This is a genomic window from Streptomyces sp. NPDC006476, from assembly GCF_040612015.1.
GTDB lineage: Bacteria > Actinomycetota > Actinomycetes > Streptomycetales > Streptomycetaceae > Streptomyces > Streptomyces griseorubiginosus_B.
On sequence record NZ_JBEXPK010000101.1, the window covers coordinates 1 to 23,735 of the forward strand.

34 protein-coding genes are annotated in these 23,735 nt (G+C 70.8%); 4 read left to right on the top strand and 30 right to left on the bottom strand.

Annotated elements, in window-relative coordinates; translation table 11 throughout:
* Positions 1-188: 188 nt before the first annotated feature.
* The 8 genes from ABZZ74_RS47525 to ABZZ74_RS47560 all read right to left on the bottom strand — a co-directional run bounded on the left by ABZZ74_RS47525 (position 189) and on the right by ABZZ74_RS47560 (position 8,704).
* A complete protein-coding gene (locus ABZZ74_RS47525) occupies positions 189-374 on the bottom strand; it encodes a hypothetical protein (protein WP_356950351.1) in 186 nt (61 codons plus the stop codon).
* 5 nt (positions 375-379) lie between these two features.
* The gene (locus tag ABZZ74_RS47530) at positions 380-1,387 is read right to left on the bottom strand and encodes a major capsid protein (RefSeq protein WP_356950352.1); all 1,008 of its coding nucleotides are present in this window, start codon (positions 1,385-1,387) and stop codon (positions 380-382) included.
* Between the two features lie 46 nt (positions 1,388-1,433).
* A complete protein-coding gene (locus ABZZ74_RS47535) occupies positions 1,434-2,093 on the bottom strand; it encodes a hypothetical protein (protein WP_356950353.1) in 660 nt (219 codons plus the stop codon).
* 83 nt (positions 2,094-2,176) lie between these two features.
* Positions 2,177-2,356, bottom strand: coding sequence for an Rmf/CrpP fold protein (locus ABZZ74_RS47540; protein WP_356950354.1), 180 nt, complete (start codon positions 2,354-2,356; stop codon positions 2,177-2,179).
* 3 nt (positions 2,357-2,359) lie between these two features.
* Positions 2,360-4,588, bottom strand: a complete 2,229-nt coding sequence (locus ABZZ74_RS47545; RefSeq protein WP_356950355.1) for a phage minor capsid protein — start codon at positions 4,586-4,588, stop codon at positions 2,360-2,362.
* A gap of 459 nt (positions 4,589-5,047) precedes the next feature.
* Positions 5,048-6,529: a phage capsid protein gene (locus ABZZ74_RS47550; RefSeq protein WP_356950356.1), complete on the bottom strand. Its 1,482-nt coding sequence runs from the start codon at positions 6,527-6,529 to the stop codon at positions 5,048-5,050.
* Positions 6,530-6,934: 405 nt separating this feature from the next.
* Entirely contained in the window at positions 6,935-8,173 is a 1,239-nt protein-coding gene (locus ABZZ74_RS47555) for a PBSX family phage terminase large subunit (protein ID WP_356950384.1), read from the bottom strand.
* Between the two features lie 6 nt (positions 8,174-8,179).
* Positions 8,180-8,704, bottom strand: a complete 525-nt coding sequence (locus ABZZ74_RS47560) for a helix-turn-helix domain-containing protein (RefSeq protein WP_356950357.1) — start codon at positions 8,702-8,704, stop codon at positions 8,180-8,182.
* Positions 8,705-8,771: 67 nt separating this feature from the next.
* Between ABZZ74_RS47560 and ABZZ74_RS47565 the strand changes: the two genes are divergently transcribed.
* Positions 8,772-9,365, top strand: coding sequence for a hypothetical protein (locus ABZZ74_RS47565; RefSeq protein WP_356950358.1), 594 nt, complete (start codon positions 8,772-8,774; stop codon positions 9,363-9,365).
* Between the two features lie 27 nt (positions 9,366-9,392).
* On the opposite strand, the gene ABZZ74_RS47570 is transcribed toward ABZZ74_RS47565, so the two are convergent.
* The 22 genes from ABZZ74_RS47570 to ABZZ74_RS47675 all read right to left on the bottom strand — a co-directional run bounded on the left by ABZZ74_RS47570 (position 9,393) and on the right by ABZZ74_RS47675 (position 20,799).
* Positions 9,393-9,584, bottom strand: a complete 192-nt coding sequence (locus ABZZ74_RS47570; RefSeq protein WP_356950359.1) for a hypothetical protein — start codon at positions 9,582-9,584, stop codon at positions 9,393-9,395.
* Positions 9,585-9,762: 178 nt separating this feature from the next.
* Positions 9,763-10,179: a helix-turn-helix domain-containing protein gene (locus ABZZ74_RS47575; protein WP_356950360.1), complete on the bottom strand. Its 417-nt coding sequence runs from the start codon at positions 10,177-10,179 to the stop codon at positions 9,763-9,765.
* Positions 10,180-10,253: 74 nt separating this feature from the next.
* A complete protein-coding gene (locus tag ABZZ74_RS47580) occupies positions 10,254-10,757 on the bottom strand; it encodes a hypothetical protein (RefSeq protein WP_356950361.1) in 504 nt (167 codons plus the stop codon).
* A 56-nt stretch (positions 10,758-10,813) separates the two neighbouring features.
* The gene (locus ABZZ74_RS47585; protein WP_356950362.1) at positions 10,814-11,257 is read right to left on the bottom strand and encodes a hypothetical protein; all 444 of its coding nucleotides are present in this window, start codon (positions 11,255-11,257) and stop codon (positions 10,814-10,816) included.
* A gap of 140 nt (positions 11,258-11,397) precedes the next feature.
* Positions 11,398-12,225: a hypothetical protein gene (locus tag ABZZ74_RS47590; protein ID WP_356950363.1), complete on the bottom strand. Its 828-nt coding sequence runs from the start codon at positions 12,223-12,225 to the stop codon at positions 11,398-11,400.
* The gene (locus ABZZ74_RS47595) at positions 12,222-13,019 is read right to left on the bottom strand and encodes a hypothetical protein (protein ID WP_356950364.1); all 798 of its coding nucleotides are present in this window, start codon (positions 13,017-13,019) and stop codon (positions 12,222-12,224) included. The genes ABZZ74_RS47590 and ABZZ74_RS47595 overlap by 4 nt, the downstream gene beginning before the upstream one ends.
* Entirely contained in the window at positions 13,016-13,198 is a 183-nt protein-coding gene (locus ABZZ74_RS47600; RefSeq protein ID WP_356950365.1) for a hypothetical protein, read from the bottom strand. The genes ABZZ74_RS47595 and ABZZ74_RS47600 overlap by 4 nt, the downstream gene beginning before the upstream one ends.
* Positions 13,195-13,410 (bottom strand): hypothetical protein, encoded by a 216-nt coding sequence (locus ABZZ74_RS47605; RefSeq protein ID WP_356950366.1) that lies wholly within the window; start codon positions 13,408-13,410, stop codon positions 13,195-13,197. The genes ABZZ74_RS47600 and ABZZ74_RS47605 overlap by 4 nt, the downstream gene beginning before the upstream one ends.
* The gene (locus tag ABZZ74_RS47610) at positions 13,407-13,937 is read right to left on the bottom strand and encodes a hypothetical protein (RefSeq protein WP_356950367.1); all 531 of its coding nucleotides are present in this window, start codon (positions 13,935-13,937) and stop codon (positions 13,407-13,409) included. Before ABZZ74_RS47610 ends, ABZZ74_RS47605 begins: the two co-directional genes overlap by 4 nt.
* A gap of 163 nt (positions 13,938-14,100) precedes the next feature.
* Positions 14,101-14,601, bottom strand: coding sequence for a single-stranded DNA-binding protein (locus ABZZ74_RS47615; RefSeq protein ID WP_356950368.1), 501 nt, complete (start codon positions 14,599-14,601; stop codon positions 14,101-14,103).
* On the bottom strand, positions 14,601-15,128 hold the full coding sequence (locus tag ABZZ74_RS47620) for an HNH endonuclease (protein ID WP_356950369.1): 528 nt from the start codon (positions 15,126-15,128) through the stop codon (positions 14,601-14,603). Before ABZZ74_RS47620 ends, ABZZ74_RS47615 begins: the two co-directional genes overlap by 1 nt.
* A gap of 114 nt (positions 15,129-15,242) precedes the next feature.
* Positions 15,243-15,431: a hypothetical protein gene (locus tag ABZZ74_RS47625; protein ID WP_356950370.1), complete on the bottom strand. Its 189-nt coding sequence runs from the start codon at positions 15,429-15,431 to the stop codon at positions 15,243-15,245.
* The gene (locus tag ABZZ74_RS47630; protein WP_356950371.1) at positions 15,428-15,889 is read right to left on the bottom strand and encodes a hypothetical protein; all 462 of its coding nucleotides are present in this window, start codon (positions 15,887-15,889) and stop codon (positions 15,428-15,430) included. Before ABZZ74_RS47630 ends, ABZZ74_RS47625 begins: the two co-directional genes overlap by 4 nt.
* A complete protein-coding gene (locus tag ABZZ74_RS47635) occupies positions 15,886-16,590 on the bottom strand; it encodes a cell surface glycoprotein (protein WP_356950372.1) in 705 nt (234 codons plus the stop codon). Before ABZZ74_RS47635 ends, ABZZ74_RS47630 begins: the two co-directional genes overlap by 4 nt.
* 4 nt (positions 16,591-16,594) lie before the next feature.
* Complete coding sequence (locus tag ABZZ74_RS47640; RefSeq protein ID WP_356950373.1) at positions 16,595-17,482, bottom strand: hypothetical protein; 888 nt, start codon at positions 17,480-17,482, stop codon at positions 16,595-16,597.
* A 75-nt stretch (positions 17,483-17,557) separates the two neighbouring features.
* Positions 17,558-17,800, bottom strand: coding sequence for an aromatic ring-opening dioxygenase LigA (locus ABZZ74_RS47645; protein WP_356950374.1), 243 nt, complete (start codon positions 17,798-17,800; stop codon positions 17,558-17,560).
* Positions 17,797-18,552 (bottom strand): hypothetical protein, encoded by a 756-nt coding sequence (locus ABZZ74_RS47650; protein WP_356950375.1) that lies wholly within the window; start codon positions 18,550-18,552, stop codon positions 17,797-17,799. The genes ABZZ74_RS47645 and ABZZ74_RS47650 overlap by 4 nt, the downstream gene beginning before the upstream one ends.
* On the bottom strand, positions 18,549-19,613 hold the full coding sequence (locus ABZZ74_RS47655; RefSeq protein ID WP_356950376.1) for an ERF family protein: 1,065 nt from the start codon (positions 19,611-19,613) through the stop codon (positions 18,549-18,551). Before ABZZ74_RS47655 ends, ABZZ74_RS47650 begins: the two co-directional genes overlap by 4 nt.
* On the bottom strand, positions 19,610-19,984 hold the full coding sequence (locus tag ABZZ74_RS47660) for a hypothetical protein (protein ID WP_356950377.1): 375 nt from the start codon (positions 19,982-19,984) through the stop codon (positions 19,610-19,612). Before ABZZ74_RS47660 ends, ABZZ74_RS47655 begins: the two co-directional genes overlap by 4 nt.
* Positions 19,981-20,319 (bottom strand): hypothetical protein, encoded by a 339-nt coding sequence (locus tag ABZZ74_RS47665; RefSeq protein WP_356950378.1) that lies wholly within the window; start codon positions 20,317-20,319, stop codon positions 19,981-19,983. The genes ABZZ74_RS47660 and ABZZ74_RS47665 overlap by 4 nt, the downstream gene beginning before the upstream one ends.
* A gap of 67 nt (positions 20,320-20,386) precedes the next feature.
* Positions 20,387-20,578, bottom strand: a complete 192-nt coding sequence (locus ABZZ74_RS47670) for a hypothetical protein (protein WP_356950379.1) — start codon at positions 20,576-20,578, stop codon at positions 20,387-20,389.
* Positions 20,575-20,799, bottom strand: coding sequence for an XRE family transcriptional regulator (locus tag ABZZ74_RS47675; RefSeq protein WP_356950380.1), 225 nt, complete (start codon positions 20,797-20,799; stop codon positions 20,575-20,577). The genes ABZZ74_RS47670 and ABZZ74_RS47675 overlap by 4 nt, the downstream gene beginning before the upstream one ends.
* 323 nt (positions 20,800-21,122) lie before the next feature.
* Here ABZZ74_RS47675 and ABZZ74_RS47680 point away from each other — a divergent pair, with 323 nt between their 5' ends.
* Genes ABZZ74_RS47680 through ABZZ74_RS47690 form a run of 3 tightly spaced genes read left to right on the top strand, consistent with a single transcriptional unit; the run spans position 21,123 to position 23,591 of the window.
* Complete coding sequence (locus ABZZ74_RS47680; protein ID WP_356950381.1) at positions 21,123-21,584, top strand: helix-turn-helix transcriptional regulator; 462 nt, start codon at positions 21,123-21,125, stop codon at positions 21,582-21,584.
* Between the two features lie 22 nt (positions 21,585-21,606).
* Positions 21,607-21,948 (top strand): hypothetical protein, encoded by a 342-nt coding sequence (locus ABZZ74_RS47685; RefSeq protein ID WP_356950382.1) that lies wholly within the window; start codon positions 21,607-21,609, stop codon positions 21,946-21,948.
* Positions 21,945-23,591, top strand: coding sequence for a recombinase family protein (locus ABZZ74_RS47690; RefSeq protein WP_356950383.1), 1,647 nt, complete (start codon positions 21,945-21,947; stop codon positions 23,589-23,591). The genes ABZZ74_RS47685 and ABZZ74_RS47690 overlap by 4 nt, the downstream gene beginning before the upstream one ends.
* The last annotated feature ends 144 nt before the right edge of the window (positions 23,592-23,735 follow it).

Genomic DNA, 23,735 nt, shown 5'->3' on the forward strand with positions numbered 1-23,735 from the left:
GATCACCTCGGCGTGCGTGGGCATGCCGGCGGCGTCGGTGCAGTAGACGGCGGTGAGTAGGGCCTCGTCGATGTCCTCGGATGCGCGGGCGATCAGGCGGGCGATGTCGGCGGGCGCGGTCTGCTCGCCGGTCCATGCCAAGTAGTCGTCCGCGGTGGCGTAGAGGCGACGGGGCACGGCTCACCCCCCTACTTCTTGTTGGACGGTGGGCGGCCGGCCGGCTTCTTGGCGGGCGGGGCGTCGTCGGTGACGGTGTAGCCGTGGCGTCTGGCGTAGGCGATCACGGCAGGGTCGTCGGTCTCGGCGCGGCCGTCCTCGAACGTGAGGCCGGCCACGCCACGGCCGGTGAACCCCTCGCGGGGTGTCTCGATCACGGCCATTAGCGGACCTTGACGTTGCGGAACACGGCGGCGGACTTGGTGGCCTTGAGGACGACGGCGACCGGTCCCATTTCCACCTCGCCCTTCTTGACCGCCCCGGACGTGGTGAAGTCGGGGAGGTAGGTGGACACGATCTGTCCGCCGGCGGTGGCCACGGCGTGGAACCCGTCGAGGCCGGCGCGGTAGGCGTAGAGGTCGGTGAGGCCGGTCGCCGCGGTGCCGCCCACGGTCCGGTTCTCCACGGGGATGATCGGGTCGTTGGTGCCGGCCTTGGCGCCCGGGTCGACGAACACGATGTTGCCGTACATCTCGCGCTCGACCGGGCGGCCGTCGGGACCGAGCAGGCCGTCGACCGGGTTGCGGGTGTACATGCCGGCCCGACGGGCGGCGGCGCGCACGCGGGCGAGGGCGAGGCCGTTGCCGAGGATGACCGACGGCGCCCCGTCGAGCAGGGACAGGAACTCGTCGATGGCGTCGAGGGCCTTGTGCGCGGCACGGTCGTCGGTGTCGAAGTCCGACCAGTCCGTGACGGACGTCGCGCGGAACTCGGTCGAGCTGCCGGTCAGTGCCTTGTCGAGGCCGTCGAACCCGTTCTCCTCGACTTCCGTGTCACCGTTGATCACGGCGTCCTGAAACTCCGTCGACGTGGCCTTGATCTTCTGCGCCATGTTGAGCGCGACGGCGCCGGACGCGGCCGGGCCGATCTTCGCAATGACGCGGTCGACCTCGAACGATCCACCGAGGACGGCGAGATCCACGCTGTACTTCTGCGTGGTCACGTTGCTGGACGTGTACTCGCTGTTGAGCGCACGGAACCCGGCGGTGGGCTGCGTGATCAGTCGCCGGTACCCGTACGTGAGCGTGGCGCCCCCGCCGGCCGGGTTGACGGTCTGCTCGAACTGGAGGGAATCGAGTACGGCGGACGACTTGCGGAACTCGTCGATGACCTGCACGTCGAGGTCATCCTGTGCGTTGTTCTTGGCCTCGGCCAGAGAAACGGCGGGCATGGGCGGTGCTCCTGTCTACGGGCCCGATGGGGCAGGGGTGGGGTGATCAGCCGGTCGCGGCGAGACGCGCCGCAATGGCCTGGTCGAGCGTGGTGGGCTTGTTGTCGCCGGCCGGGTTGGCGTCGAATGCCGCGCCGCCGCGGGCCGGGCCGAGGGTGAGGGCGAGGTGCGGGTTTGCCTGCACGGCGGCCGTGATGGCGGCGGTGACGGCTGTCGCATCGGCCGGGTTCACCTGCGCCATGGCGTCCATGAACGCGCGGGAGTCGAGCAGGCGGCCCACGTCGGCGCCGGCGGCCGGCGCTGCGGCGATCACGGCGGACTGCGTGGCGAGCTGCCGGGCGGCATCCTGTCCGCCGGTCACGGCCTGCTGCGCCCACTTCGGCAGACGATTGACGTCGCCCTCGGCGGCCGGGGCCTGCTGCTCGGGTGCGGCCGGCGCGGCGGGCGCCTGCGGGGCCGCGGCCGGCTGCTGGGCCTTGATCATGTCCTGTGCCCACTGGGGCAGGCTCGCGATGTCCTGCGTCTCAGGGGCGGCGGGCGCGGCCGGGGCCGGCGCGGTCGGCGCGGCGGCGGGAGTCTGCGGCACGGCCGGAACGGCGGGCGCGGCCGGGGCGACGGGGCCCGGGGCCTGCGGCGCGGCCGGCGCCACGGGTGCGGCCGGGGCGGCCGGCGCGGCGGGGGCGTTCGAGGGGGTCGACTCGGGCATCGGGGGGTCCCTTCCTGGGGTCGCGGGCATGCAAAAGGGGCCCGCGGTGGCGGGCCCCTGGGGGTGCTGTGATCGGGTGAGCGCTACGTGCCGGCGTCTCCCTCGCCTTGGTCGGCGACCGGCCGGGAGCGGGCATAGCCCTTGATCCATGCCGTACGGAGCAGGGAGGTTGCGGGGTACGGGCACGTGGTCGGCTCATCGCCGTTGCGTCCGGCCTCGGCGCCGGCCAACAGGGCGCGCACGATGTCCTCGCGGGTCCCCACGGCTCACCTCTTGTTCTGGTGGTCGGACTCGTTCTTACGGGCGTCGGCGGCCCACCTCTGCGCCTTGCCGGTGACTTTCTCGATGAACTCGGCCTGTGTGAGCCGGCCGTGTTCCGCCCACCACTCTTTCAGCTCGTCCGACGCGCGCGCATAGGCGATGCGGGCCGGCCCGCTGAACAAGGTGATGGGGTTGTGCCCGGCGGCCTGCGCCTTCTTGTTGAGGAGATAGCCGTTCGTGGCGTCCTCGGCGGCGAGCATCTGCTGATACACGTACTCGTCGTACATGGCGCGGGCCTCGGCCCGGGTGACGATGCGCGCGGTCTCCTCGGTCACGCCTCGGGCGGCGTCGGCGGCGATGGCGGTTGCCAACTCATCGGCCCACGCTGCGTCATCGGCAAGGGTGCCCCACCCCTCGGGGTCGGGGGCGTTGCCCATGGCCTCGGCGAGGGCGTCGCGGTCGGCGAGCAGGTCGGCCACGGCGTCGCCGGTCGCTGCCGGTGCGGGCAGGGGCACGGCGTCGCGGCGGTCCATCTCGGCGGCGATCCGTAATAGCTCATCGTCGTTGGCGTACTGCATGCACCACGCCAACGCGTCGTCCCCCACGGCCGAGAGATCGGCGGCAAGAGTGCCGTTCGGGAAGTACGCGGCGAGCAGGTCGCGGCGGTGTGCCTCGGCGGCGAGGCTGGTCACGTCGTCGGTGCCGTGCTCGATGGCCTCGCGCACGCGTGCGGCCAACTGGTCGTCCGACAGGTGCACAAGGTCGGTGCGGACGTCGGGCAGGCGCGCGGCCACGTCGCGGCGGTCCAACTCGCCGGCGATGCGGAGCGCTTCGGACGTGTCGACGTGTCCGAGCAGGCGGCCCAACTCGGTATCTGACAAACCCGTGAGGTCGTCGGCGAGGCGTCCGCCGGGGGCGGCGCGGTCGAGCAGGTCGGCGAGGTCGCGGCGGTCGGCCTCGGCGGCGATCCGGGCGCGGGCGCGCTGGTCGAGCAGGCCCGACCGTTCCGCGGCGGCGAGCTGGTCGTCAGTCATGCCGCGCACGCTGCGCTCGTCGCCGGACCACACGCGGGCGGCGTCGACCTGCTCGGGCGTCGCCTCGACGCGCCGCTCGGGGATGTTCGAGGCGCCCGGTTGCTCGCGGTGCCTGAGCCGGCGTAGGTCGGGGTGGGCGTCGAGGTGGTCGCGCATGGCGCCCTGCCACTGCCTCACCTTGGCGTTCGCCTGGCGCTTGGACTCGGGGTCGACCGCGGCGGCGGCGCGGTTCTTGTACCGGCGGATGTTCCGTTCGATCGCGCGCTGTCGCTGTCCGGCTTCGTACCCGTCCGGGTCGCTGTTCGGCTCCTCGACGCGTGTGATGCCGGGGGTGTAGGCACTCGTCGAGTGCCGACAGTTCGGGTGCTGCAACCCTGCCTGTCGGGCCTCGTCGAGGGAGCCGGCGACGTCCACACGGACCATGCGGCCGTCCTCGACGGCGTGCTCTACCTCAACCGTGCGCGCGCCCGCGGGCCCGGACAGGGACAACACCTTGCCTTCCCACCTGCGGCACAGAGGGCACTCGCGCGGGGCGTCGGACACGATGACGAGATCGATCCCGGCGTCGGTGAGGGTGCGCGCGTGGGCCTCGGTGGCGGCCCGTCCGACGGACGTCCGTACGGCCATCTCGGCGTAAGAGGTGAGCTGCCAACGGCGGCCGGCGCGGTCGACGAACGACGTGATCCCGCGGTCGGCCCATGCGCGCATGGCGTCCTGTGTGGCGTGCCGGCGCGTGCCGGTACTGAGCAGGGGCGTTGCGGTCACCTCGGCGACAACGGCCCGGTAGCCGTCCTCGACGGTCCGCAGAATCGACCGGTGCCGGTCGGTGAGCAGGTCGACGGTTTCCTGTGCGAGGCGGTCGACGGCCTGCGCCTGCGGGGTGACGTCGTCGACCAGCAGGCGAGCGTCGTCGGACAGGGCGCCCAACTCGGCGACGGCGGACCGGTGACCGATGTTGTACGCCTCGGCCACGGCGTCGAACACGTCGAGGGTGACGGCCTTGCCCACCTCGTCGACAACGGCCTGTGAGGCGGTGCGTAGGGCCTGCACGGCAGACAGCTTGCGCTCGGTCCAACCGGGCGCGTCGAGGCCGGCGGCGAGCTGGCGGGCGATGATGCCCAACAGACGTTCTTCGGCCTGCGCGTAGAGGTCGCGGGTCCTGGTCGCGAGGTCTTCGACCACGCCTGGGTGAATCGGCATCGATTCACCCCCTGAGTAGCCGCCTGAATGGGGCTCGCCGCAAACTTCGAGACCGAACGGGGGATCTCCTCGGCATATCCTTGGTCTGTCGTCGTGGTACGGAAACAGGTAGGCATAGAGGGGTATTGGCAGAGATGAGGAAGCTCTTAGCGTTCGCTGGGAGCGCGGCTCTTGTCGCGATTCTTGCGGGTTGTAGCGATAGTAGCGATAAGCCCGATTCCAATCCAACTGCGGTTGGCTCAGCTGACCTTGACGCTGTCGAAAAGCGTTGGGATTCGCTGACGGCTGATGAGCAGCGGGAGGTGTGCTCCCACTATCGCGACGGTGACTCAGGTAGCCAAGAGGACTTGTTCCAATCCCTTCAGGACGCTGGAATGAGCAAGAACGAGGCGGCCGAAATGATGCCGTCCGTGATGAACTCGTGTACTTGACAGCGGACTGCGGCGCAGGCTGGGCGAATTAGAGGGGGAACGTCCCGACGGGGTCGGGCGCGGCTGCTCCGGTCTCGGAGAGGATGAGCGCGACCTCGGCCTTAACGGCGTCGTCGTTCCATTCCGGGTGCAGCACCTTGACCTTGGTCGAGGTGCTGACGGCGCCGGCGCGGGCGAGCAGGTCGAGGGTCGTCCCGACCGACTGCATCGACTCGGCCACGCCCGAACCGAACTCGACGGTGGGGCGCTGCGGCGTGACCCTGCTGCCGAACAGGGCGCGGTCGAGCAAGAGCTGTACGTGCAGTTGCTCGGTGAGGGCGTGCCGCCAGTGTCCGGCCTTCTTGGTCCGGGTGATCATGCTGCGCTGTGTCCGGGCGTCAACTTCGGTTGCGGTCGCCGGTTGTCCATCGGCGTCGAGGCCGAACGAACTGGGCGAGTAGCCGGCGGCCTGTGCTGCTTGCTTGACCAGACTTTCGGCGGTCGTCCGGTGTTCGTCGACTCGGATCCCGAACTGGGCGAGGGTGATGCCGTTCCCGCCCTCGGTCGGTGGGATCTTCAGGCCGGCCCATACCTCTTGGTCGGCGTCGAACGATGCGCCCTGTCCGGGGCCGTTGTCGCGTAGGTACCCGTCCGGAACGATCAGCCGTGCGCGGGCGAGGCGGATGTCTCGCATCCAACTCGTCCATGTCTCGTCGAGGCTGTCGAACAGGTCGTGAATCGGGGCGGCGTAGTCGCTGCGCCCAATCGGCGCGGTGCGGTGCAGCCGGTTGGGCAGCATGTTCGGCACGTAACTCGCGGTGAGCTGCAGTATCCCGGTGCTGATGGTCTGCCCGTCCCCTTCGCGGTCGAGGCTGTCGACCAGGGCGCGCGTGTCTGGGTGGTCGGCGAGGGACATGAGCCGGCCGAGGTTGTCGCGGGTGCCCTGATACAGGGCGTGCCGGACGTAGCCGGGTTCGTGTGCCTCGATGTGCCGCCATACTTCGCGGTCCCCGCCGGGACCGGGGAGTTCCCGCCAGAACAGGACCGACCGGAGCATGCCGAACCTGAACTCGGGTATGGCGGCGTCCGGTTGCATGGTCGTGATCATCGGGTAGTCGGCAACGTCGCGGTCCCACGTCGTGCGCAGGTAGACGCCGGACAGGGCGGCGGCCTGCTCGGCGGCGCCGAGGCAGAGGGATTGTAGCCGGCCGCGGTCGGCGAGGTCGTCGAGGCGATCCTGAGTCGCGGTGTCCGCGGCCGTGATTTTCGGCATGTCGGCGAACAAGAGATCCGCGGACGTGGCGGCGATGTCGCCGGCGAGGGGGACGTGTAGGCGGTGGTCCGGCCGAGTGTCGTCGTGGCGGCGGCGCCCCCACAGTCGCCATTTCCGCTCGCGGGTGGCGTGGTGGCGGTAGAGGCGGGACAGGCGGTGTCGGTCGCCGGAGTACCACGCGTCATCGATGGCCATTTCGCGGTAGTGCCGGGCCCACTGTGGGGGCGGCCACGGGGTGTTGTCCGCAGGCAGCGGCATCGGTAGTCACCTCCTGGGTTGTCGCTCAGTAGGCCAGTCCTGCCGGTCCTCTAGAGGCGCGAGCAAGCCACTATCGAGAACCGTCGATTACACAGAGTAAGGAAACCAGCGGTATGTGCGATTCGTATAAGTGATTGGAAGGAGGCGTACGCAACGCCTCGTGATCGGGCTGTCAACGAGACGAAAGGAACAGCCCATGTCGGAACCGGCACCGGTGTGCAATCACCGTGTGTATGAGGTCGTGATCATGACTGAGACGAGCATGATTCTGGGAGTCCTCGTTGCCGTTGCGTTGGGGGCGTTGGGGGCATCGCCGCTAGCCGCGGTCATGGCCGGAGGCGCGGCCTTCCCTGCCTTGTTCGGCATAGGCATGACTGCTGTTGCGTATGTCAGGAGGCAGAACGGCTAGGCGGCGATTGTGAGTAGGTGGCGCCACTCGTGGGCGGTGGAGTGCACGGCGTAGCGCAGTGCGTCGGCGCTGTGGTCGTCCAACTTGATCGGGGCATCGTCGCCGCGCTCGGTGGCCTTGGGATCCCATGAGTAGCCGGGCAACTCGTCGAGCAGGCCCGTACAGGACTCGTGCACCAGTAGCCGGCCGGCGGCGAGCAAGGCGGCCACGGACCGGATGCCTTCCGTCACGTCGTTGCGTGCGCGGGCGAGGCCGGGGTGCCCGTCCTGCCACATCTGCGTAGAGAAGGAGGCGGCGCTCGGGTCGATGAACGTCCACTCGGGCATCACGGCGAGGTCGGCGAGCCACGTGCGGACGGCGGCGCTGTACTGCGCATCGGTCATGCTGCGGTGCTTCGCGCGGGAGTCGTGGCGCCACTCGTTCGTCACGTACAGGCGGCCGTCGATGCCCTCGCCGAGTAGGACGGCGGCGAACGGGTTGGTTGTGCCGTAGTCGATGCCGCACCAGTACCGGCGCATGGCGGGCAACTCGTCGACGACGTGACGGGCCTCGTCCCACATGTCATAGACGGCGCCCTCGGCGACCACCCACGCCCCATCGATCATGCGGCGGCGCCACAGACCGACGTACTCGGCGGAGAGATCGGCGACGTACTCGGGCGACAACGACGGGTTGTCGGCGAGCTTGAAGTGCCACGCGCGCAAGTTCAGTTCGGCGGCGCGGTCGATGTAACCCGTCTTGAGCCAGTGCCGCGGCGAGTCGGGGTTCGTCGTGGCGAACAGGCGGGCGCCGGGCACGGACAGGCGGGCGAGTAGCTGCGTCCAAAAACCCTCGGGCAACAGGGTCGCCTCGTCGACGTAGGCGAGCTGCGCGGTGAGGCCACGTAGCCGGCCTTCGGCGCGCGCGTCGGCGGCACCGATCAGGTGGACGGTGCGGCCGAGGATGGTGGCCGTGGTGGCGCCCCGGGTGTGCACGATGTGCCGGGCGAGGGGCCCGAACAGGCTCCGGTCTTGCAGGGGTTCGAGAACGTTGCGTTCGATCGTCTGGAGGCTGCGCCCACACACGATGATCAGACCAGACGGGCCGGCCGTCGCGACGGCGATCACGAACGCGAGTAGCGAGGCGATCGTCTTGCCGGACCGGACCGACCCATGCCAGAGGTTGATACGGGCGGTCGCCTGCCCGATGGACGTGAGCTGTTTGCGGGACAGGGGCAGACGGTCGAGGTTGAGCACCACGGCTCACCCCCCGTACGCGGCCTCCCCCGGATCCGGGTCGCCGGCGGCCTGCGTCAGTGCGTCGCCGAGGGCGCCCAACATGCTGCGTACCTGCTCGGCGCCCTCGCCGACCTCGATTGGGGCAAGGCGTAGGGACTGCTGAATGGCGGTCGCGGTGGCGCCGATGATCTGGCGCTGGTCGGCAAAGCGGGGTTGGTCGAGGTTGACCTGTTGCCACTTGCCGTCTTTGCCTGCGAACTCGCCGTAGATGGTCGGTTGCCAGAGCTGGGCGCGTAGCCGCTCGGCGTCGGCCTGTAGGGCGAGGGCGAGGGATGCGCGGCGGTCGGCTAGGTCCGCCGTGCGGACGGCGGTCGCGGCGGCCACCTCGGCGGCGCGGTCGAACGTGAGCGGCGGCTCGAATGCAGCGGCGATCTTCGACACGGTCGAGGGCGACCGGCCGAGCGCGCGGGCGATCTCGTTCCGGCTCTTGTCCTGCGCGTGCAGTTCGCGGACGCGGCGGCGTTCGTCGTCGGTGATGGGGCGGCCCATGTCTCACCTCCGTCACGGAACACGGGTGGACTGATCAACACAGCTCCGAACACGCCACCATGGCGTAGTGGAAGTCGCTGAACTTGTCTTGAAGTACGTGCAAGCCGTGGTCTGGCCGCTGGTGACGGTCGTTCTGGCGTGGACGCTCCGGAACCACATCCCGTTGAGGCGCATGACGCGGCTCGAAACACCTGCTGGTTCCATCGAGTTCGCGACAGACGCACGTGAGATCCGTTCTGAGGCTGAAGAGTTGGCCGCTGACACGGAGCCTGAGTCGCCAACAGGAGGCGGTACGGCGGAGGATCAGACGTCGCAGTTCGGGGTGTTCCAGGAGGCGTGGAATATGGCGGACGTCTCACCGATCGGAGCGCTGGTTACCGCCTGGCTCCTGCTGGAGTCGCTGTCAAAACGTGAGCTCGCAAAGCGCGGAGCTCTGCCAGAGCCTCGCGGGGCTGCCCGTCTGCTACTTCCGAACCAGATCATTGAAGCGCTGGATCACTTGGGGCTTTCGCCGCGAGGTGTTTCGGTGTTCCACGATCTACGGCAACTGCGCAACCGAGCAATGCACGGCGATGTGACGGTCACACCTGTCGCTGCGCGTGACTATGTAGAGAGTGCGCGATTTGTTGCACTCCAGGTCCACTCACTACCTATGCCCTGATCTGTGTATCTGATCCGTTAAGTCGCTCTAAGCGTTTTGCTCGACGCGGTGGTGTACGGCCTCGGCGGCGAGCTTCCATGCGTTCTGTACGGGCGTGGTCAGTTCGGTCCACGGGGGCAGGTCCTCGCCGCGGATGCTCTTGTTGTCGATGCTCGCCGCGTACGCCGCGTAAGCGTCCTGGGCGAGGCGGTCTGTGTCGGGGCGAACCTTGAAGATCACGGGGCGGCTCCTCGGTCGGGGCGGGAATGCGAAACGCCCCCCGCGGCGGACGGGGGGCGTTCGGTCTGCATGCGCGCGGCCCGTGTGCGGGCACGCCGGAGACGGCCCCAACTTTAGGTCACAGATCGATAACGGCGCAACTCGCGTGCGCGGGCCGGCGCGCGACCGGTCGCCGGCGCTACCCCTCCTCCTGCGCCTGGCGCTCCCAGTACGCGCGCCACACTTCGCGGGTCCGGTCGGCGTAGGCGCGCACGATCCGATCCAGTGGCGACGGAAGTGCGCCGGTGCGCCGGTCCACTAACACGTTCAGGTCTTGGATGAGCCGCGGGTCGAGTTCCTTGATGAGCGACGGGTGCCGTGGCGCGGGTGTTGCGCCGCTGGTCGAGGTCGGCGGTGCGGTCTCTGGCTCCTCCTGCGGCGCGGGGTCCGGCGCCGGCGCGGGCACTGGTGCGTCGAGGTCGCGCGCCACGGTGCGGTGATGGATGCCGAGGCGGCGCGCTATCTCGCGGTTGGATACCTGCTCGGCGGCGAGACGGCGCACGGCGGCGCGCCGCTGGTCGAGAGTGAGGGCGCCGGTAGTCTCTGTGGTGGCCATGGGGGTTGCTCCCATCGGTTAGTCGGCCCGCCCGGTGGTGACGTCACCGTGTGCGGGCCGCACCTGTGTGCGGGCTACTGGGGGTCGAAATTGGCGCGGTGCTCGCGCAACATCCGGTAGACGTACGACTCGGTCATGCCGAGGTCTTCGGCGATCTGCGCGGGCGTCATGCTGTCCTCGTCCGCGGCAATGCGGATGATCAGGGGCGTGACCTTCTTGACGGCCTCGGCGGCGACGCGCAGTGCGCGCACGTCCTCGGGGGTGAGCTGCCGGGCCACCTGGTCGAGGTACCGGGCGAGGGCGGCCTCGTCGTCGCGGTGCTGCTCGTACCCCTCGGCGAGGTCGCGTACGAATTCGAGCGGGTCGCGGTCCTCGTCGGGGTCTCCGCCGGCGGCGATGACCTCGCCACGGCGGGAGTGCTCGAACTCGACGATGAGAGCGCGCATTTGCTCGGCGAGGTGCTGGCCGGCGGGGGAGGGTTCGAGGCGGCGCGGCCCCCGCGTGGCGCGGCGGATCTCGCCCGGTGTCCAAGCCTTGCCCGGCTCCTCGTCGGGTTCGGGCTGCTGGTCGTTGCTCATCTGTGCTGCTCCTGCTGGGTTGGGGCCCGCCCTCGGGTGAGGGCGGGCCGGGCGGGCTACGCGAAGAGGGCGCCCTGTTCGCGGTCGAGGGGGAACAGGGTGGGCACGTTGGTGCTCTCGCCGATCCACTCGCCGCGCCACGTGCCCTCGGCCTCGGTGACCAGGGCGGCGCCGTAGGGTGCCTCGTCCTGGGCTGCGGCGAGGTCGGCGGCGAGCGTCGAGGTGGCGCGGCCGGCGCGGTCGAGCCATGTGCGGGCGGCGCGGGCCTCGGCCGGGGTGTGGAGGTGGCGGTTCGTGAGGATGGCCTCGGCGAACGCGCTGATGAACTGGAGTGCGGCGGTCGAGCGGGGGGTGATGACGAGTGTGCGGCCGCGTCCGCGGGTGCCGGCGTCGAGGGTGGCGCGTGCGTCGGGTGCGGCAGGGTGGGCGGCGGCCGGGCCGGTGGTGAGGTCGGTGTGGGCGAGGTGGTCGGCGAGGGCGCCGGGGATGGTGACGCGCATAGGGGGTGCTCCCTTGGCTTGTCGGTGCTGTGTGCCGGGTGACGTCCGGCAATCCGCACTGTACCGAGTTCAGAACTGAGTTCACAACCCTTGGTTGGGCATCCGCAGGGACCCAACACCGATACGCCCCATGGGAGTTGCTACGCCTGCTGTTCCTCGGCCCGCTCGCGCGCGGCCATAACCCCCGACCACAGGTCGACCAACTCGGCACCCCGCCACACGCGGCGGCGGTGGTCGAGGACGGCCGGGGCCGGGCACTGCTCGCCGTGGGCGCAGAACACGGCAGGGATGTCGCCGGCCTGCGTGACGCCGATGAGCGGCCCGCCGCACCAGGGGCACGGGTAGTTGAGCGTGGTCGACCTGCTGTCGCGGTTCAGGGCCCGCTCGATGGTCCGGCGCGCGCGGCCGGCCATGCTGGCGACGTGCTCGGCGAGCCGGGCGGGCAGGGGGCGGAACAGGTCGCCGGCCGGCTCGTCGAGGGCTCGCCCTTCCAGCCATACGGCGGCCCAATGCAGCCCGTACGCGCGGGATCCGGCCGAGGCTGCGGCGGCCGGGCCTATGTCGCGGGAGGTGGGCAGGTTCCATCGGGCGAGGTTGTCGCGGTCGTCCTCGTCGACGGCGGGGCGCTGTACCTGCTCGGCCACGGCGTCGGCGAGGTCGAACAGGTCGCGCTCGACGGACAGGGCGGCGTCGAGGGCGGTGAGGTTGAGGGGGGCGGGGTGCTCGCGCAGTGTCAACGGCACGCGTCCGATGGTCGGTTCGGACGGCATGGGGTCGTCGGCGGCCTGCGCGGCGGTGAGCTGGTCGAGGAAACCGGCGCACTCGCGCGGCGGCCACTCGGCGGCCGGGGGTTGCTCGATGGCGGCGAGCAGGTCGCCCCACTGCTCGCGTACGGCGGCGAGGTCGACGGCGGCGCGGCGGCCGGCGGCCGGCGAGGTGACGGGCGCGGTACGGGTCGGGGTGCTCATCGGGGCTGCTCCGTGGTGGTGACGAACTGGGCGGACGGGATGCCGGCGGCGCCGTACTGGCGGATGTGGTCGGTGGCTTCGGTCGTGGTGAGGCCGGCGGCGCGGGCCTGTCGGCCGGCGATGACGTCGGGCAACTCGGCGGCCATGGCGGCGCGGTCGGCGAGGCGGTCGCGACGGGCGGCGAGCCATGCGGTTCGGTACCGGATGGCGCGGTCACGCGTGGCGGTGAGGGCGGCGCCGAGGATGTCGAGCTGGTGCACGGCCGTGCGGCGGACGGTGGCCAACTCGACGGCGTGGGCGCGGGCCTGCTCGGCGAGGCGGGCCTCGGTGCTGTCGGCGGCCTCGGCGAACGCAGTGTGTACGGCGACCTGCTCGGGCGACAGTCCGTCGTGTTCGGCCACGGCTGCGAGGGCGGCGCCGAGGCTGGTGGCGGTGCGCACGCGGGCGAGGGTGGCCTCGGCCTGCTGGGCGGGGGCCTGCCGATTGGAGCGCTGTTCCGTGACGGCCCGGTACGCGGTGAGCTGTTCCTCGGCGTCGACGGCCCGCTGTTCCATCTCCCGTATGGCAGCGTCGGCGGCCTCGCGGTGGCGGTCGAGTGCCTGCGTGGTGCCGGCCATGGCCCGGCGGTTCTTGTCGCCGAGGCGCATCTCTTCGGTGACGTGCTCGCGCAACAGGGCGGCCTCGGTGGGGGACAGGGTTCCGCGGTCGGCGCGGGCGAGCAGTACGCCGAGGACGGCCCGCCGGTCGGTGCGGTCGCGGTTGCGGCCCTTGGGGGCGCGCTGGTGCTGGGTCACGGGGTGAACTCCTGCTCGGGGAAGGTGAGTTGGCCGAGGGTGGGCTGTCGGGCGCCGCGGGCGACGGGTAGGCCGGCGTGGGGGCCGTCGGCGGCGCGGGCGCGACGGCGGCAGATGGGGCCGAGGCGGTCGACGGCGGGCCGGCGTAGGGGCCGGCCGCATCGTCGGCACGTCGTCACGGGTGCGGGTCCCTTCGTCTGCCGCGGTCGTGGCGGGCGAGGCGCAACAGGTCGCGGTCGTCCTGTGCGCGGCGACGCTCGGCGCGGTCGCGGGGGTCGCGGCGGTCGAGGCGGTCGCGGGGGCCGGGGGCTCGGCGGGCGAGGTAGGCGCCGATGGGTGAGCCGGCGAGGACGGCGGTGGCCACGGTGAGGGCGCCCTCGATGGGGCTCACTGCTGCGCCTCGGCCGGGTCGAGGTCGACGGCGTGCGCGTCGAGGGCCTTACGGACACTGTCCATGCCGGTGAGCAGGGCGCGGGTGCCGCGGGTCACTCCCCATCGCTCGCGGGTGTCGTCGCGGTGCGTCCGGGCAAGGCGGGCGCACTCGCGGGTGTGCGCGGCGAGCAGGGTCCGGGCGGTGGCGTACGCGGCATCGGCGGTGCGCGGCTCGGGGTCGAGCAGGGCGGCGGCGAGGGCGTGCAGCGTGGGCGAGCTGCTGCTCGCGTGGAACTCGATCGACTGGCGCGTCTCCTCGACGGCGCGACGGCCGTTCGGCCCGACGGTGGCCATGCCGCGGGCGAGGGCTTCGCCGGCGCCGGCCGTGGCGGCGAGCAGGGCGGCCGAGGGCGAGACGGGGTGATCGGGGCACGGGGCGCCGGTGGCGAGGGCGCGACCACAACGGCCGTGCTGCGCCACGGTGTCGACGGCGGGGCGGTGCTGGTCGAGGTCGACAACCTCGGCGGGGGTGGGCTGCTCGGGCACGGGGGCGACTCCTGAAACGGTGCGGACTTCGCGGTGTTGGCGGTGAACCACTGCACGTGTGGTGTTCGGGGTGGCGGTGAACACGGACGTGATGCACACGAACGGGCGGCTTCCCGCGCGCGCGGGGCGGCCGGCGACCGGTCGCGGGCGCGCGCGGGATCGGTCAAAACGCCGGCTCGTCGCTGTAGCGGCCTGTGGGGGCGTTGGACTGCCACGGGTCGCCCTGGGCCTGCTGGCCGTGGCCATATCCGCCCTGCTGCGCCTGCTGGCCGTAGCGGTTCGAGGTGGTGTTCTGGCGGCCGTTGGCCTTGGTGACGGCGGCGGTGGCGTTGCGCAGACTCGGCCCGACTTCCTCGACGTCGAGTTCGTACACCGTGCGCTTGATGCCCTCGCGGTCCTCGTAAGAGCGCTGCTTGAGCCGTCCCTGAACGATGACGCGGGTTCCGCGGGCTAGGGAGGCGGCGACGTTCTCGGCGGCCTGTCGCCACACGGAGCACGTCAGAAACAGGCTCTCGTCGTCCTTCCATTCGTTGGTCTGGCGGTCGAACGTGCGGGGCGTCGAGGCCACGCGGAACTTCGCCACGGCGTGACCGGACGGGGTGAACTTCAGCTCGGGGTCGTCGACCAGATTGCCGATGACGGTGATGGTCGTGTCTCCAGCCATTACGCGGCGGTCCTCTCACGGATGCGGTGGGTGGGCAGGGGGATGACGGAGGCGGCCTGCTCGATGCGGGCCTCGGCGCGGCGGGCGCGGGCACGGGCGTTCTTGCACGCGCGGCATTTCCGGGTCCCGTTCGCCGCGCGGATGGTGTTCGCTTCGTCGTAGGCGTGGCGGGCCGGGCAGTGCGTGACGGCGGCACGGGCGGCGACGTGGTTCGAGCTGCGCAGCACGTTTTCGCGGTGGGTCACCGGTTCGAGGTGGGCGCGGTTCACGCACGCGCGGCGCCGGCATCGGTGGTCAACGTCGAGGTCGGCGGGCACGGGCGCCCCGTCGGCGAGGGTGACGGCGGCGCGGTGCGCCTTGACGGTGCGGCCATCGAGCCAGAAGTGCCCGTAACCGTCCTCGTTGATCGCTCCGTCCCACAGACGGCAGGTGCCGGGGCAGTCTCGGCGGAGTGACCAGGGGCCGGGCTTCGTCTTGGCGTTGAAGCGGTCGGCCGGGGTCGGCACGGTCCGGGCTATGGGCGCCATGTGGATACCTCCGCCGATTAGATGCATGAGCCTTGGGTGGTAAATACCGCCCAAGGCTGGACGATAGCAGGTGGGAATGCGCAGGAATCCGAGAATTCCCGGGGGGGTGACCTGCTAGCGGGGGCTGTGCGCGGCCGTTTCCGGGCCGTTCGCGGTCGGGGCGGACGTGATCGCCCACCCGTCGACTTCAAGGGCGCGGATGATGCGCCACGCGGCCATGCCGGGCCGGTTCAACAACTCGCGCACGGTGGAGTCTTCAAGTGCGGCGCGAACAACGGCGGTTGCAGCGTGGGGAGTTGTCACGGGCGGGCTCCTGCGGTGTGGCGGGCGGTGACGCGCCCGGTGGCCTCGCGGGGGACGGGCGGGCACATCATGAGCCGTTCGAGGGCGGCCTGTTCGAGGTCGCGGGCCTCGGCATCGGCGAGGCGCCGCTCGACCTCCTCGGCACGCTGGCGGGCCTCGTCGATGGCGGCGCGGTGCGCTGCACGTTGCTCGGCGAGCAGGGCCGGGCCGTCGAACTCGTCGAGGGTGCGCCACGTGTCCCACCCCGTATGTTCCTGAACGATCACGTACGCCCCATCGGCGGCCCACGTGCGGGCGATGCGGTACGCCTTGCGCTTGTCGGGCGTCTTGGTCGCGGCCGGCTTCTCGGGTCGGTCGTTCCAACTCCCCTCGATGCGGAATGAGTTGACGTTGTGCGTGCGGTCGGTCGTCTTGGCCTTGCGGCGGTGCTGGCGGGCCTGCTTCGGGGTCGGGCTCATCGGGCGGTCTCCTGGGCCGTGTGGCGGACGGTGGCGAGGTCGAGGCGGGACGGGTGAGGGGTGGCGCGGGGGACACGGCGGGCGTTACGGCACGGGTCGCCGGCGTCGGCGAGGCAGTGCTCGTAAGGGCACGCCACATCGAGGGCGTCGGGCCGGTTCTCGGCGGCGGCCCGCTCGCGCGCTGCTCGGCGGGGCCGGTGCTCGGCGAGGGCGTCAGCAACGCTGCGCGGCATGTACTCGCCGAGGGCGGCGCGGCGGGCCTCGGCCCTGGAGCGCTCGCCGGGCGTGAGCGTGGCGGCGGCGCCGTACGTCAGTTCGCGGTACGACGTAGCGGTGACGGCTCCGACGGCGACGGCCTGCCGGCCCGCATACAGGGCTTGCACGTACGCAACGGAGTTGTCCGGGTCGACGGCCGGCACGGGGTCGTGATGGCGGCCGATCACATCGGCTTTGAAGGTGTGCCACGGCCGGGACACGTCCGACGGGCGGATCGGGTAGGGGCTGGTGGCGATGTGGTGGCGAACAACCTGGGACGCGTCCCAGTGACGGCCCTCGGGGTGGGGCGCGGTTGGGGCGACGTCTGACAGCAAGTCGGCCCACTGGTCGAGCCGTTCGCCGGCGGCCTCGCGGGTCTTGGGGGCCCGGTCGGGGTCGAGGCGGTCGGCGTAGGCGAGCAGGGCGGCGACCTGGGGGCGGTCCATCGGGTTACTTCTCCTCGGCGAGCAGGTCGGCGTACCAACCGGCGGCCTGTGCGGCGCGGCCGGTGCCGGCGGTGCGGGAACGGTTCAGCGGGATCACGTCGGCTCCGGGGCCCGCGGCGGGGACAGCCGGTGTGGTGCCAGCGGCGGGGGCGGGCGGGAGTCCGTTCCACGCGCGCAGGAAGTAGCGGGCGTGGGAGACGTCGCGGCGGCCGGCGGCGCGGACGGCGGCCGAGGCGAGCATGTCGGCGCCGGACCGCTTCATCAGGGCGTCGAGGGTGAACCACTCGGCGGGGTTCAGGTCCCATCGGACGATGACGCCGGCGGCGGTGATCGCGTCGACCAGGGGGCGGGCGAACTCCGGGATGGGAGCGACGCGCGACGGCCCGCGCTCCCTCACTCCTTCACTCACTCCCTCTATGGGTGAGTGATGGGGTACGGATTCCGGACCACTAGCGGTCTGGAATCCCGACCAGAAACCGTCTTGGGTCTCTTCCCCTTGCGGACCGGATTCCGGACCGCTATCCGGCGCGGTTGTGGTCGGGGCCTCGGACCGCAAACGGTTTGTGGTCGGAGTTTCCGACCGCTGGGGTTGTGGTCTGGATTCCCGACCACTACGGCGGGTGTAGTTGACGGCCTCGGGGATGCGGTACAGGGCGGCGCGACTGCCTGCGGCCGGCTCTACGGTCTCCAACTCGCCCGACTCGATGGCCGAGGCGACGGCGGCAAGCGTGGTGCCCTTGGTGGCGTTCAGGCGGCGCACCAGGGCCGCGGTGCCGATACGTGCGGTCGCCTCGGGCCCGGTGATGGCGTCGGCTACCGCGAGCATGACCATGCGCGGGTTGCCGCGGGTGCGGGAGTGCTGCCACACCCAATCCATGGCGTCGAGGGTCACGGCGGGGGTTGCTCCTGTCGGGGTGGTGCGGCCGGCGGCGAGGGGCGCGGGGCTCGTCCTCGCCGCCGGTCCGGTTCAGTGGGTGGGGCGCCGGCTGGTGCGGGCCGGCTGGTGCTCGTCGCACTTCCAGCCGTTCGCGTAGAAGCGGACGGGGACGGCGCCACATCGGGGGTTGCCGTAGTCGCACACGTTCGGCGGCTTGTCCTCGGCGGCCGGCGCCTTGACGTCGACGGCGAGCTGTCCGGGCACGTTCTCGGGCGGCGGCTCGTCCAGGCGGCGGCGCATGGCGGCGAGGCTGGCGGCGGTCGCGCGGGTCACTGCTCGCCCCCTTCCGCCGGCGCCGGCGGGGTGGGGGCGAGGGCGGGCAGATGGTCGGCGAGGTCGCCGGTACGCCACGCAACGGCGACCAACTCACGGCCGGTGGCGGGTTGCGCCTTGCTACCGCGGGTGTAGGTGATGCGGTGGGAGGCGGCGCGGGACGGCCGTATCTCGACGCCGGGCACGTCGTGCACCACTCCCGACGTCTCGTCGACGTACCGGGCGGCGCCGGCCGCGGTCGCCTCGGCGAGGACCTTGCCGGAGAAACCGGGGCGCACGCTGGTCACCACCTGGGCGGGGATGACCTCGACGACGTGCTCGGTGGGGAAGTGGTCGCGCACCCATACGCGGAACGCTTCCTCGTCGACCACCTGCGCGGCCCGCTCGCCACCCTGTCGCGAGACGCTGCCCACCTTCGTTCCGTTGGGCAAGGTGGCGTCCGTCTTGGTGGTGCCGCTCGCCTTGTACTGCCGTTCGAGCAGGTCGTCGGCGGTGCTCTTGGCGTCCTTGTACGCGTCCTTGACCTGGTCGAGCAGGGCGCCGAGGACGGCCTGACGGGTGACGGCATCACGCACGGCCGTCGGATCCGGCGCGGTCGATTCCTCGCCGGCCTCGGCCACTTCGGCGGCCGGCTCCGCGGGTTCCTCGCCGCGCGCGGCCCGCTCTTCGACGTCGAGCCGGTTGAGGCCCATGCGGTCGGTGACGGTGTCGAGGTGGTGCTGTTCGATGTCCGTGAGGGGCTGCTCGGTCACTGGCCACCCCCGGCGGCGGCTTCGATCTGCTTGCGGAACGCGTCGAGGGTGACGGCCGGGGCCTCGGCGATCGTCTTGCCGAACGCGCGTTCAAAGTCGGCGTCGAGGGTGGGCAGGTTGGCGCGACTGGCGGCGAGCCTGAGCCGGTTCTCGGCCTCGGCGCGGGTTCGCTCGACGTTCGCCAGTACGGCGGCCTCCTGCTCGGCCGGTGTCTCGCGGTGGTCGCCCTGCTCCGGGTCGCGGTGGCGGTGCGGGTTGTTCGTGACGGCCTGCTCGCGCTGGCGGGCCACGGCGTCGAGGCGGTCGAGGTAGTCGGCAGGGGCGCCGGCCTTGACGGCGGCGGCCCGGATCGCGTCGAACGCCTCGCGACTCGGCGCCTGCATCGCCTCGGCGAGGTAGTCGCGACGCGAGGGCTGCGGTGCCTGCTCCCATGGTGCGGGCTCGGCCCGGTGGGAGCGGCGCGGCTGCTGCCCGCGCGGGTTGCGCTGCTGTCGTTGCTGGGTGCGCTGCTGGCGTTCGGCGCGGTGCTCGGCGGGCGGCTCGACGGGGTGATCCCGGTCGCCATCGTCGATGCTGCGGCCGTCCACGGGGATCATGAACAGGGTGAACAGAAGGTATTTCAGTGCGGCGGACTGGGCCTTGTTGGTGGCCTTATCGGCGAAGTCGCTTGCCTCGCCCGGTACTTCGGCGGTGAGGCAGTCACCCGCGGGCCCGTAGACGTGGTACCGCATGGTGATGTTGACGTGCGTCATCTTCTCGCCGCGGCGCTCGGCGCGGTGGGCGGCGATGCTAGGCAGGATGAACAGGCCGTGGGCGCGCATCGGTCCGGCCATGGCGGACATCGCGTCATCGACTCCGCGGAACTTGTAGCGCTGCTGCTGGTTCTCCTTGTCCTTGGCGACGGGCATCACGTCGCGCATCACCGCGGCGATGGCAGCAAAGACGCGGGGCGCATCGGCAGGGGCGCCGGCGGGGGCCGGCTGGTAGATCGGTGCCGGGACCGGTGCCGCGGGCATCGGCGCGGCCGGGGCGGCGGGCAGGGGCAGGGCGGTGACGGTCACGGGCGCGGGCTCCGGGCGGTGCGGTGGCGGATGTGGGCGGCGAGCCTGGTGAGGCGGGTGCCGAGGGTGATTGCGTCGTCGGGCGTGAGCACGTCGTCGAGGCGGTCGGCGCTGGGGCACTCGTCGAGCAGGGCCTCGCGGGTGCCGTCGGCCTCGGCGGCGCGCATGGCGCGCACGTGGTCGGGCATGTCCTCGGAAACCTCGGCGAAGTCGAGGCGCAGCACGCGCGCGGCGTGCGCGGCGAGCAGGGCGCCCACGGTGTCCGGGTCGGCGGCGTACGACAGGGCGAGGTCGTCGAGCAGGGCGGCGGCGCGGCTGCCGACGGGCAGGCGAACGGCCTGCCCGTCGACGGTGAGCTGAGGGGCAATCACGCGGCCGGCTCCGTGTCGGTCACGGTGCCGGTGGCCACGTCGTATGTGCGCGCTCCGGTCCAATCGACCTCGGGGAGCAACCGGCGCAACAGGCCGTACGCGGCGCGGTGCTGCTCGGCATCGGCACCCACGGGCCGGCTGTCGGCGCCCGCGAGGACAACCCACTTGGCGCGGCCGTCCTCGCCGGCGTACGTCTGCGCGGCGGCGGTACCGGGGGCGATCTGTTCGAGCTGACGCGCGATGACGCTGCGGCGGGTGAGCTGCCGGCGGGCGCGGTGGGCGCCCTGTAGGCCAGATATGGCGCGGGGGATGCGGGTACTCTGCGGGGTGTTCACGATGGTGCCCTTTCTGGTGCTGTCGGGCGGGCCGTCCGGGCGCAATCCGGGCGGCCCGCCGTGCTTTTCAGGCGGCGGCGCGGTGCGCGGGGGCCGGGGCCTGCTGGCGCTGCTGGCGTTCGAGGCGGCGCATGATCAGCTCGACCTCGGGGGCGAGGCGGCCGGCGGCACGGTCGGTGTCGCGGCGGGCGCGGGCGGCGTCGAGGACGCGGCGCGCGTTGGCGATGGCCTGCGCGCGGGGGATCACGTCCGCGCTCATATGGCGGCCTGCTTGGGGGCCGGCGTCGGTGTGAGGAGCTGGGCGGCGGTCACGCCGTAGTGCTGCTCGACGACAACGGCGAGGGCGGCGGACGGAGCGTTGCGGCCGTGCCACAGGCGCCATGCCGTTGTCCGTGCAACCTTCAACCGGCCCTGTAGGTCTACGGGGCGGTGGTCGCCGAGGCTTCGCGCGGCGGCGTGCAGGGTTGAGCGGTCGTACATGTGACTGACTGTCCTTCCCGTGGGCGGTACGTATCGCCCACGGATGGAACAGTACACGCGTGGGCGGTCCGCGCAAGATCAATGCGTGCGGAACGTGACCGAGGATTTTTACTTTTCCCTCACCAAATCCCCATCTACGCTGGCCAGAGGGCGCTTACTGATCACGCCAAGCGAATCGGTGGCCACGGAACGCGAGCCTCCTGTAGGGTTTCGCTCACCTGTTCGACATGGGGGCCAGTTGGCATGGGGGCATTTCGGACGGCCAAGAGGCCGGTTTTTGACGTGTGCGCGTACGGACCGCCCGTGCGCGGTATGTTCCACGGATGGAACAAGAACCCGAGCGGGACGAAGAGCAGACGAGACGCGCCTTCGGCGCGTGGCTGCGCACGTGCCTCGAAGAACGCGGCTACGTCCTCACACCACGCGGGGGCGGGCAATCGCGCTTCGCTGAAGACGCCGGCCTCGGCCGCTCCACGGTGGGACGCATCCTCAACGGCCAGGGCGCCACAGATACCGACGTACTCAAAACCATCGCGAAGACTCTGAACGTGAGCTACGGGGAAGTGCTCGTTCGCGCCGGCATCGCCACCGTCGAAGAACTCGCCGCCGTGCGCAACGCAACACTTTCCACGCCAGATGCCGGCTCGCTCACGATCGAGCAAGCGGCCGTCGGGCTAGGTTTCGTCGACGAACCGGAACACGGCCTATTCGTCGCCATGACCACCACACTGCTACGCCAACAACAGGCCAGGACCAACGACGGAAACCGCGCCGCCGGCACCTGACCTCTCACACAGGAGAGACCGAATGAGAAACCGCGCCGCCGATGTCCTCGCACCTTTAATGCTTGCCTCTGGCATATCCGGCGTCTTGCTCGGTCTCGTCCGCAAGAACCAACGGCTCACATGGGCCGGATCCGCAGTGGTAACAATCGGCGCCGTCGCCGCCGCGCACCACACGGAGAAAACACACCAGGCCACTAACGCCCGACTCGCAGCCGCCGAGGTCAAGGGGTACCGCCAGGCGCTACGCGACGTGGGGACCGGCCTGTTCAACGACGGCACCCCAGAAACCAGCACGAAAGACAACGTTATCAAGATGCGCCCGCCGAACGATGGGGGCGCAGAACACGAACGGAAGGCACAGTGACGCAACTGCACGTACCGCCTACCTTCCAAGGCTCGCCGGAAATCGACGGCGAACCCTGGCTCGGATACATCCGCGTCAGCACATGGAGAGAGGAGAAGATCAGCCCCGAACTACAGGAAACCGCCTTACGAGCATGGGCCAGGCGGACCGGTCGACGCCTGCTCGAACCACTGATCATCGACCTTGACGCAACCGGCCGAAACTTCAAACGCAAGATCATGGGCGGCATCCAGCGCGTCGAGAAAGGCGAAGCCCGAGGCATCGCCGTATGGAAGTTCAGCCGCTTCGGCCGTAACGATCTCGGCATCGCCGTCAACCTCGCCCGCCTCGAACACGCCGGCGGACAACTCGCCTCCGCCACGGAAGACATCGACGTGCGCACAGCAGTCGGACGCTTCAACCGGCGCATCCTGTTCGACCTCGCCGTGTTCGAATCCGACCGCGCCGGCGAACAGTGGAAGGAAACCCACCAGTGGCGCCGCGCCCACGGCCTACCAGCCACCGGCGGCAAACGCCTCGGGTACATCTGGTACCCCCGCCGCATCCCCCACCCCACAAAACTCGGCGAGTGGATCACCCAAGATGAGCGGTACGAGGTCGACGAGTCGTCGCGCGTGGACATCGAAACCCTGTGGAGCCGCAAACTCGGTATCGGACAACCGGCACCCGACGGATACGGAAGCCTCGCCGCATGGCTCAACAGCCTCGGCTACCGCACAAGCGACGGAAACCCATGGCGAGACGACAGCGTGCGCCGATACATGCAGGCCGGATTCCCCGCGGGGCTGCTCCGAGTCCATCACCCTGACTGCCATTGCGACTACACAGCCAACGGCGGCAACTGCACGCGATGGATACACATAGACGGGGCGCACGAGGCGATCATCGACCCGGAGACCTGGGAGAGATACGAGGCCCACAGCGCCGAACGGCGCCTCATCGCGCCGCGGGCTCGCAACCCCCTCTATCCCCTCACCGGCCTCGCACGGTGCGGAGGCTGCCGACAGGGCGCCGCCAATACCTCAGCCCGGCGTGCCGCCGGCCGCATCCTCGGCTATGCCCTCGCCTGCGGTCAGAGCCGCAACGGCCTCTGTGACAACCCGGTATGGGTACAGCGCCTCATTGTCGAGGACGAAGTACGGACGTGGCTTGCCCGAGAGGTCGCCGCGGACATCGACGCTGAACCGCCCACGCCCATCCCACAACCCCGCGACGAACGCGCCGCCGCGGGTCGACAGCGGGAACGCCTTCAAGCCGAACAGACACGGCTTACGAACGCCCTCACCAACCTCGCCGTGGACCGCGCCACGAACCCCGAGGCGTACCCCGAGGGCGTATTCGAGGCCGCACGGGAACGGATCTTGAAGGATAAGAAGACCGTTACCGAAGCCCTTGAAGAGGCGGCACAGGTCGAGGCCATGCCGCAGCGCGCCGAACTGATCCCCCTCGCCGTCGGCCTGCTCGAAGAGTGGGACACGTTCGAGGCCGCTGAGACGAACCGAATTCTCCGGTCCCTCATTCGCCGAGTCGTGGTCACTCGGGGGGCTGCCGGACGTAAGGGCGTCGAGGGCAGCGGACAGACCACGATCGAGATTCATCCCTTGTGGAAGCCCGACCCATGGGCGGAGACGCCGGCGGCGTAGTCACGCTCGGTTCTCACCGGTAGTAGCCACTTGTTTTGCACGTCTCGTCCCTGGATAGGACGTGCAAAACAGGTGGGTCGCAACGTTTGGACGTGCGACGACGGCCCCGGCACCTCCATCGGAGGGGCCGGGGCCGTCATATAC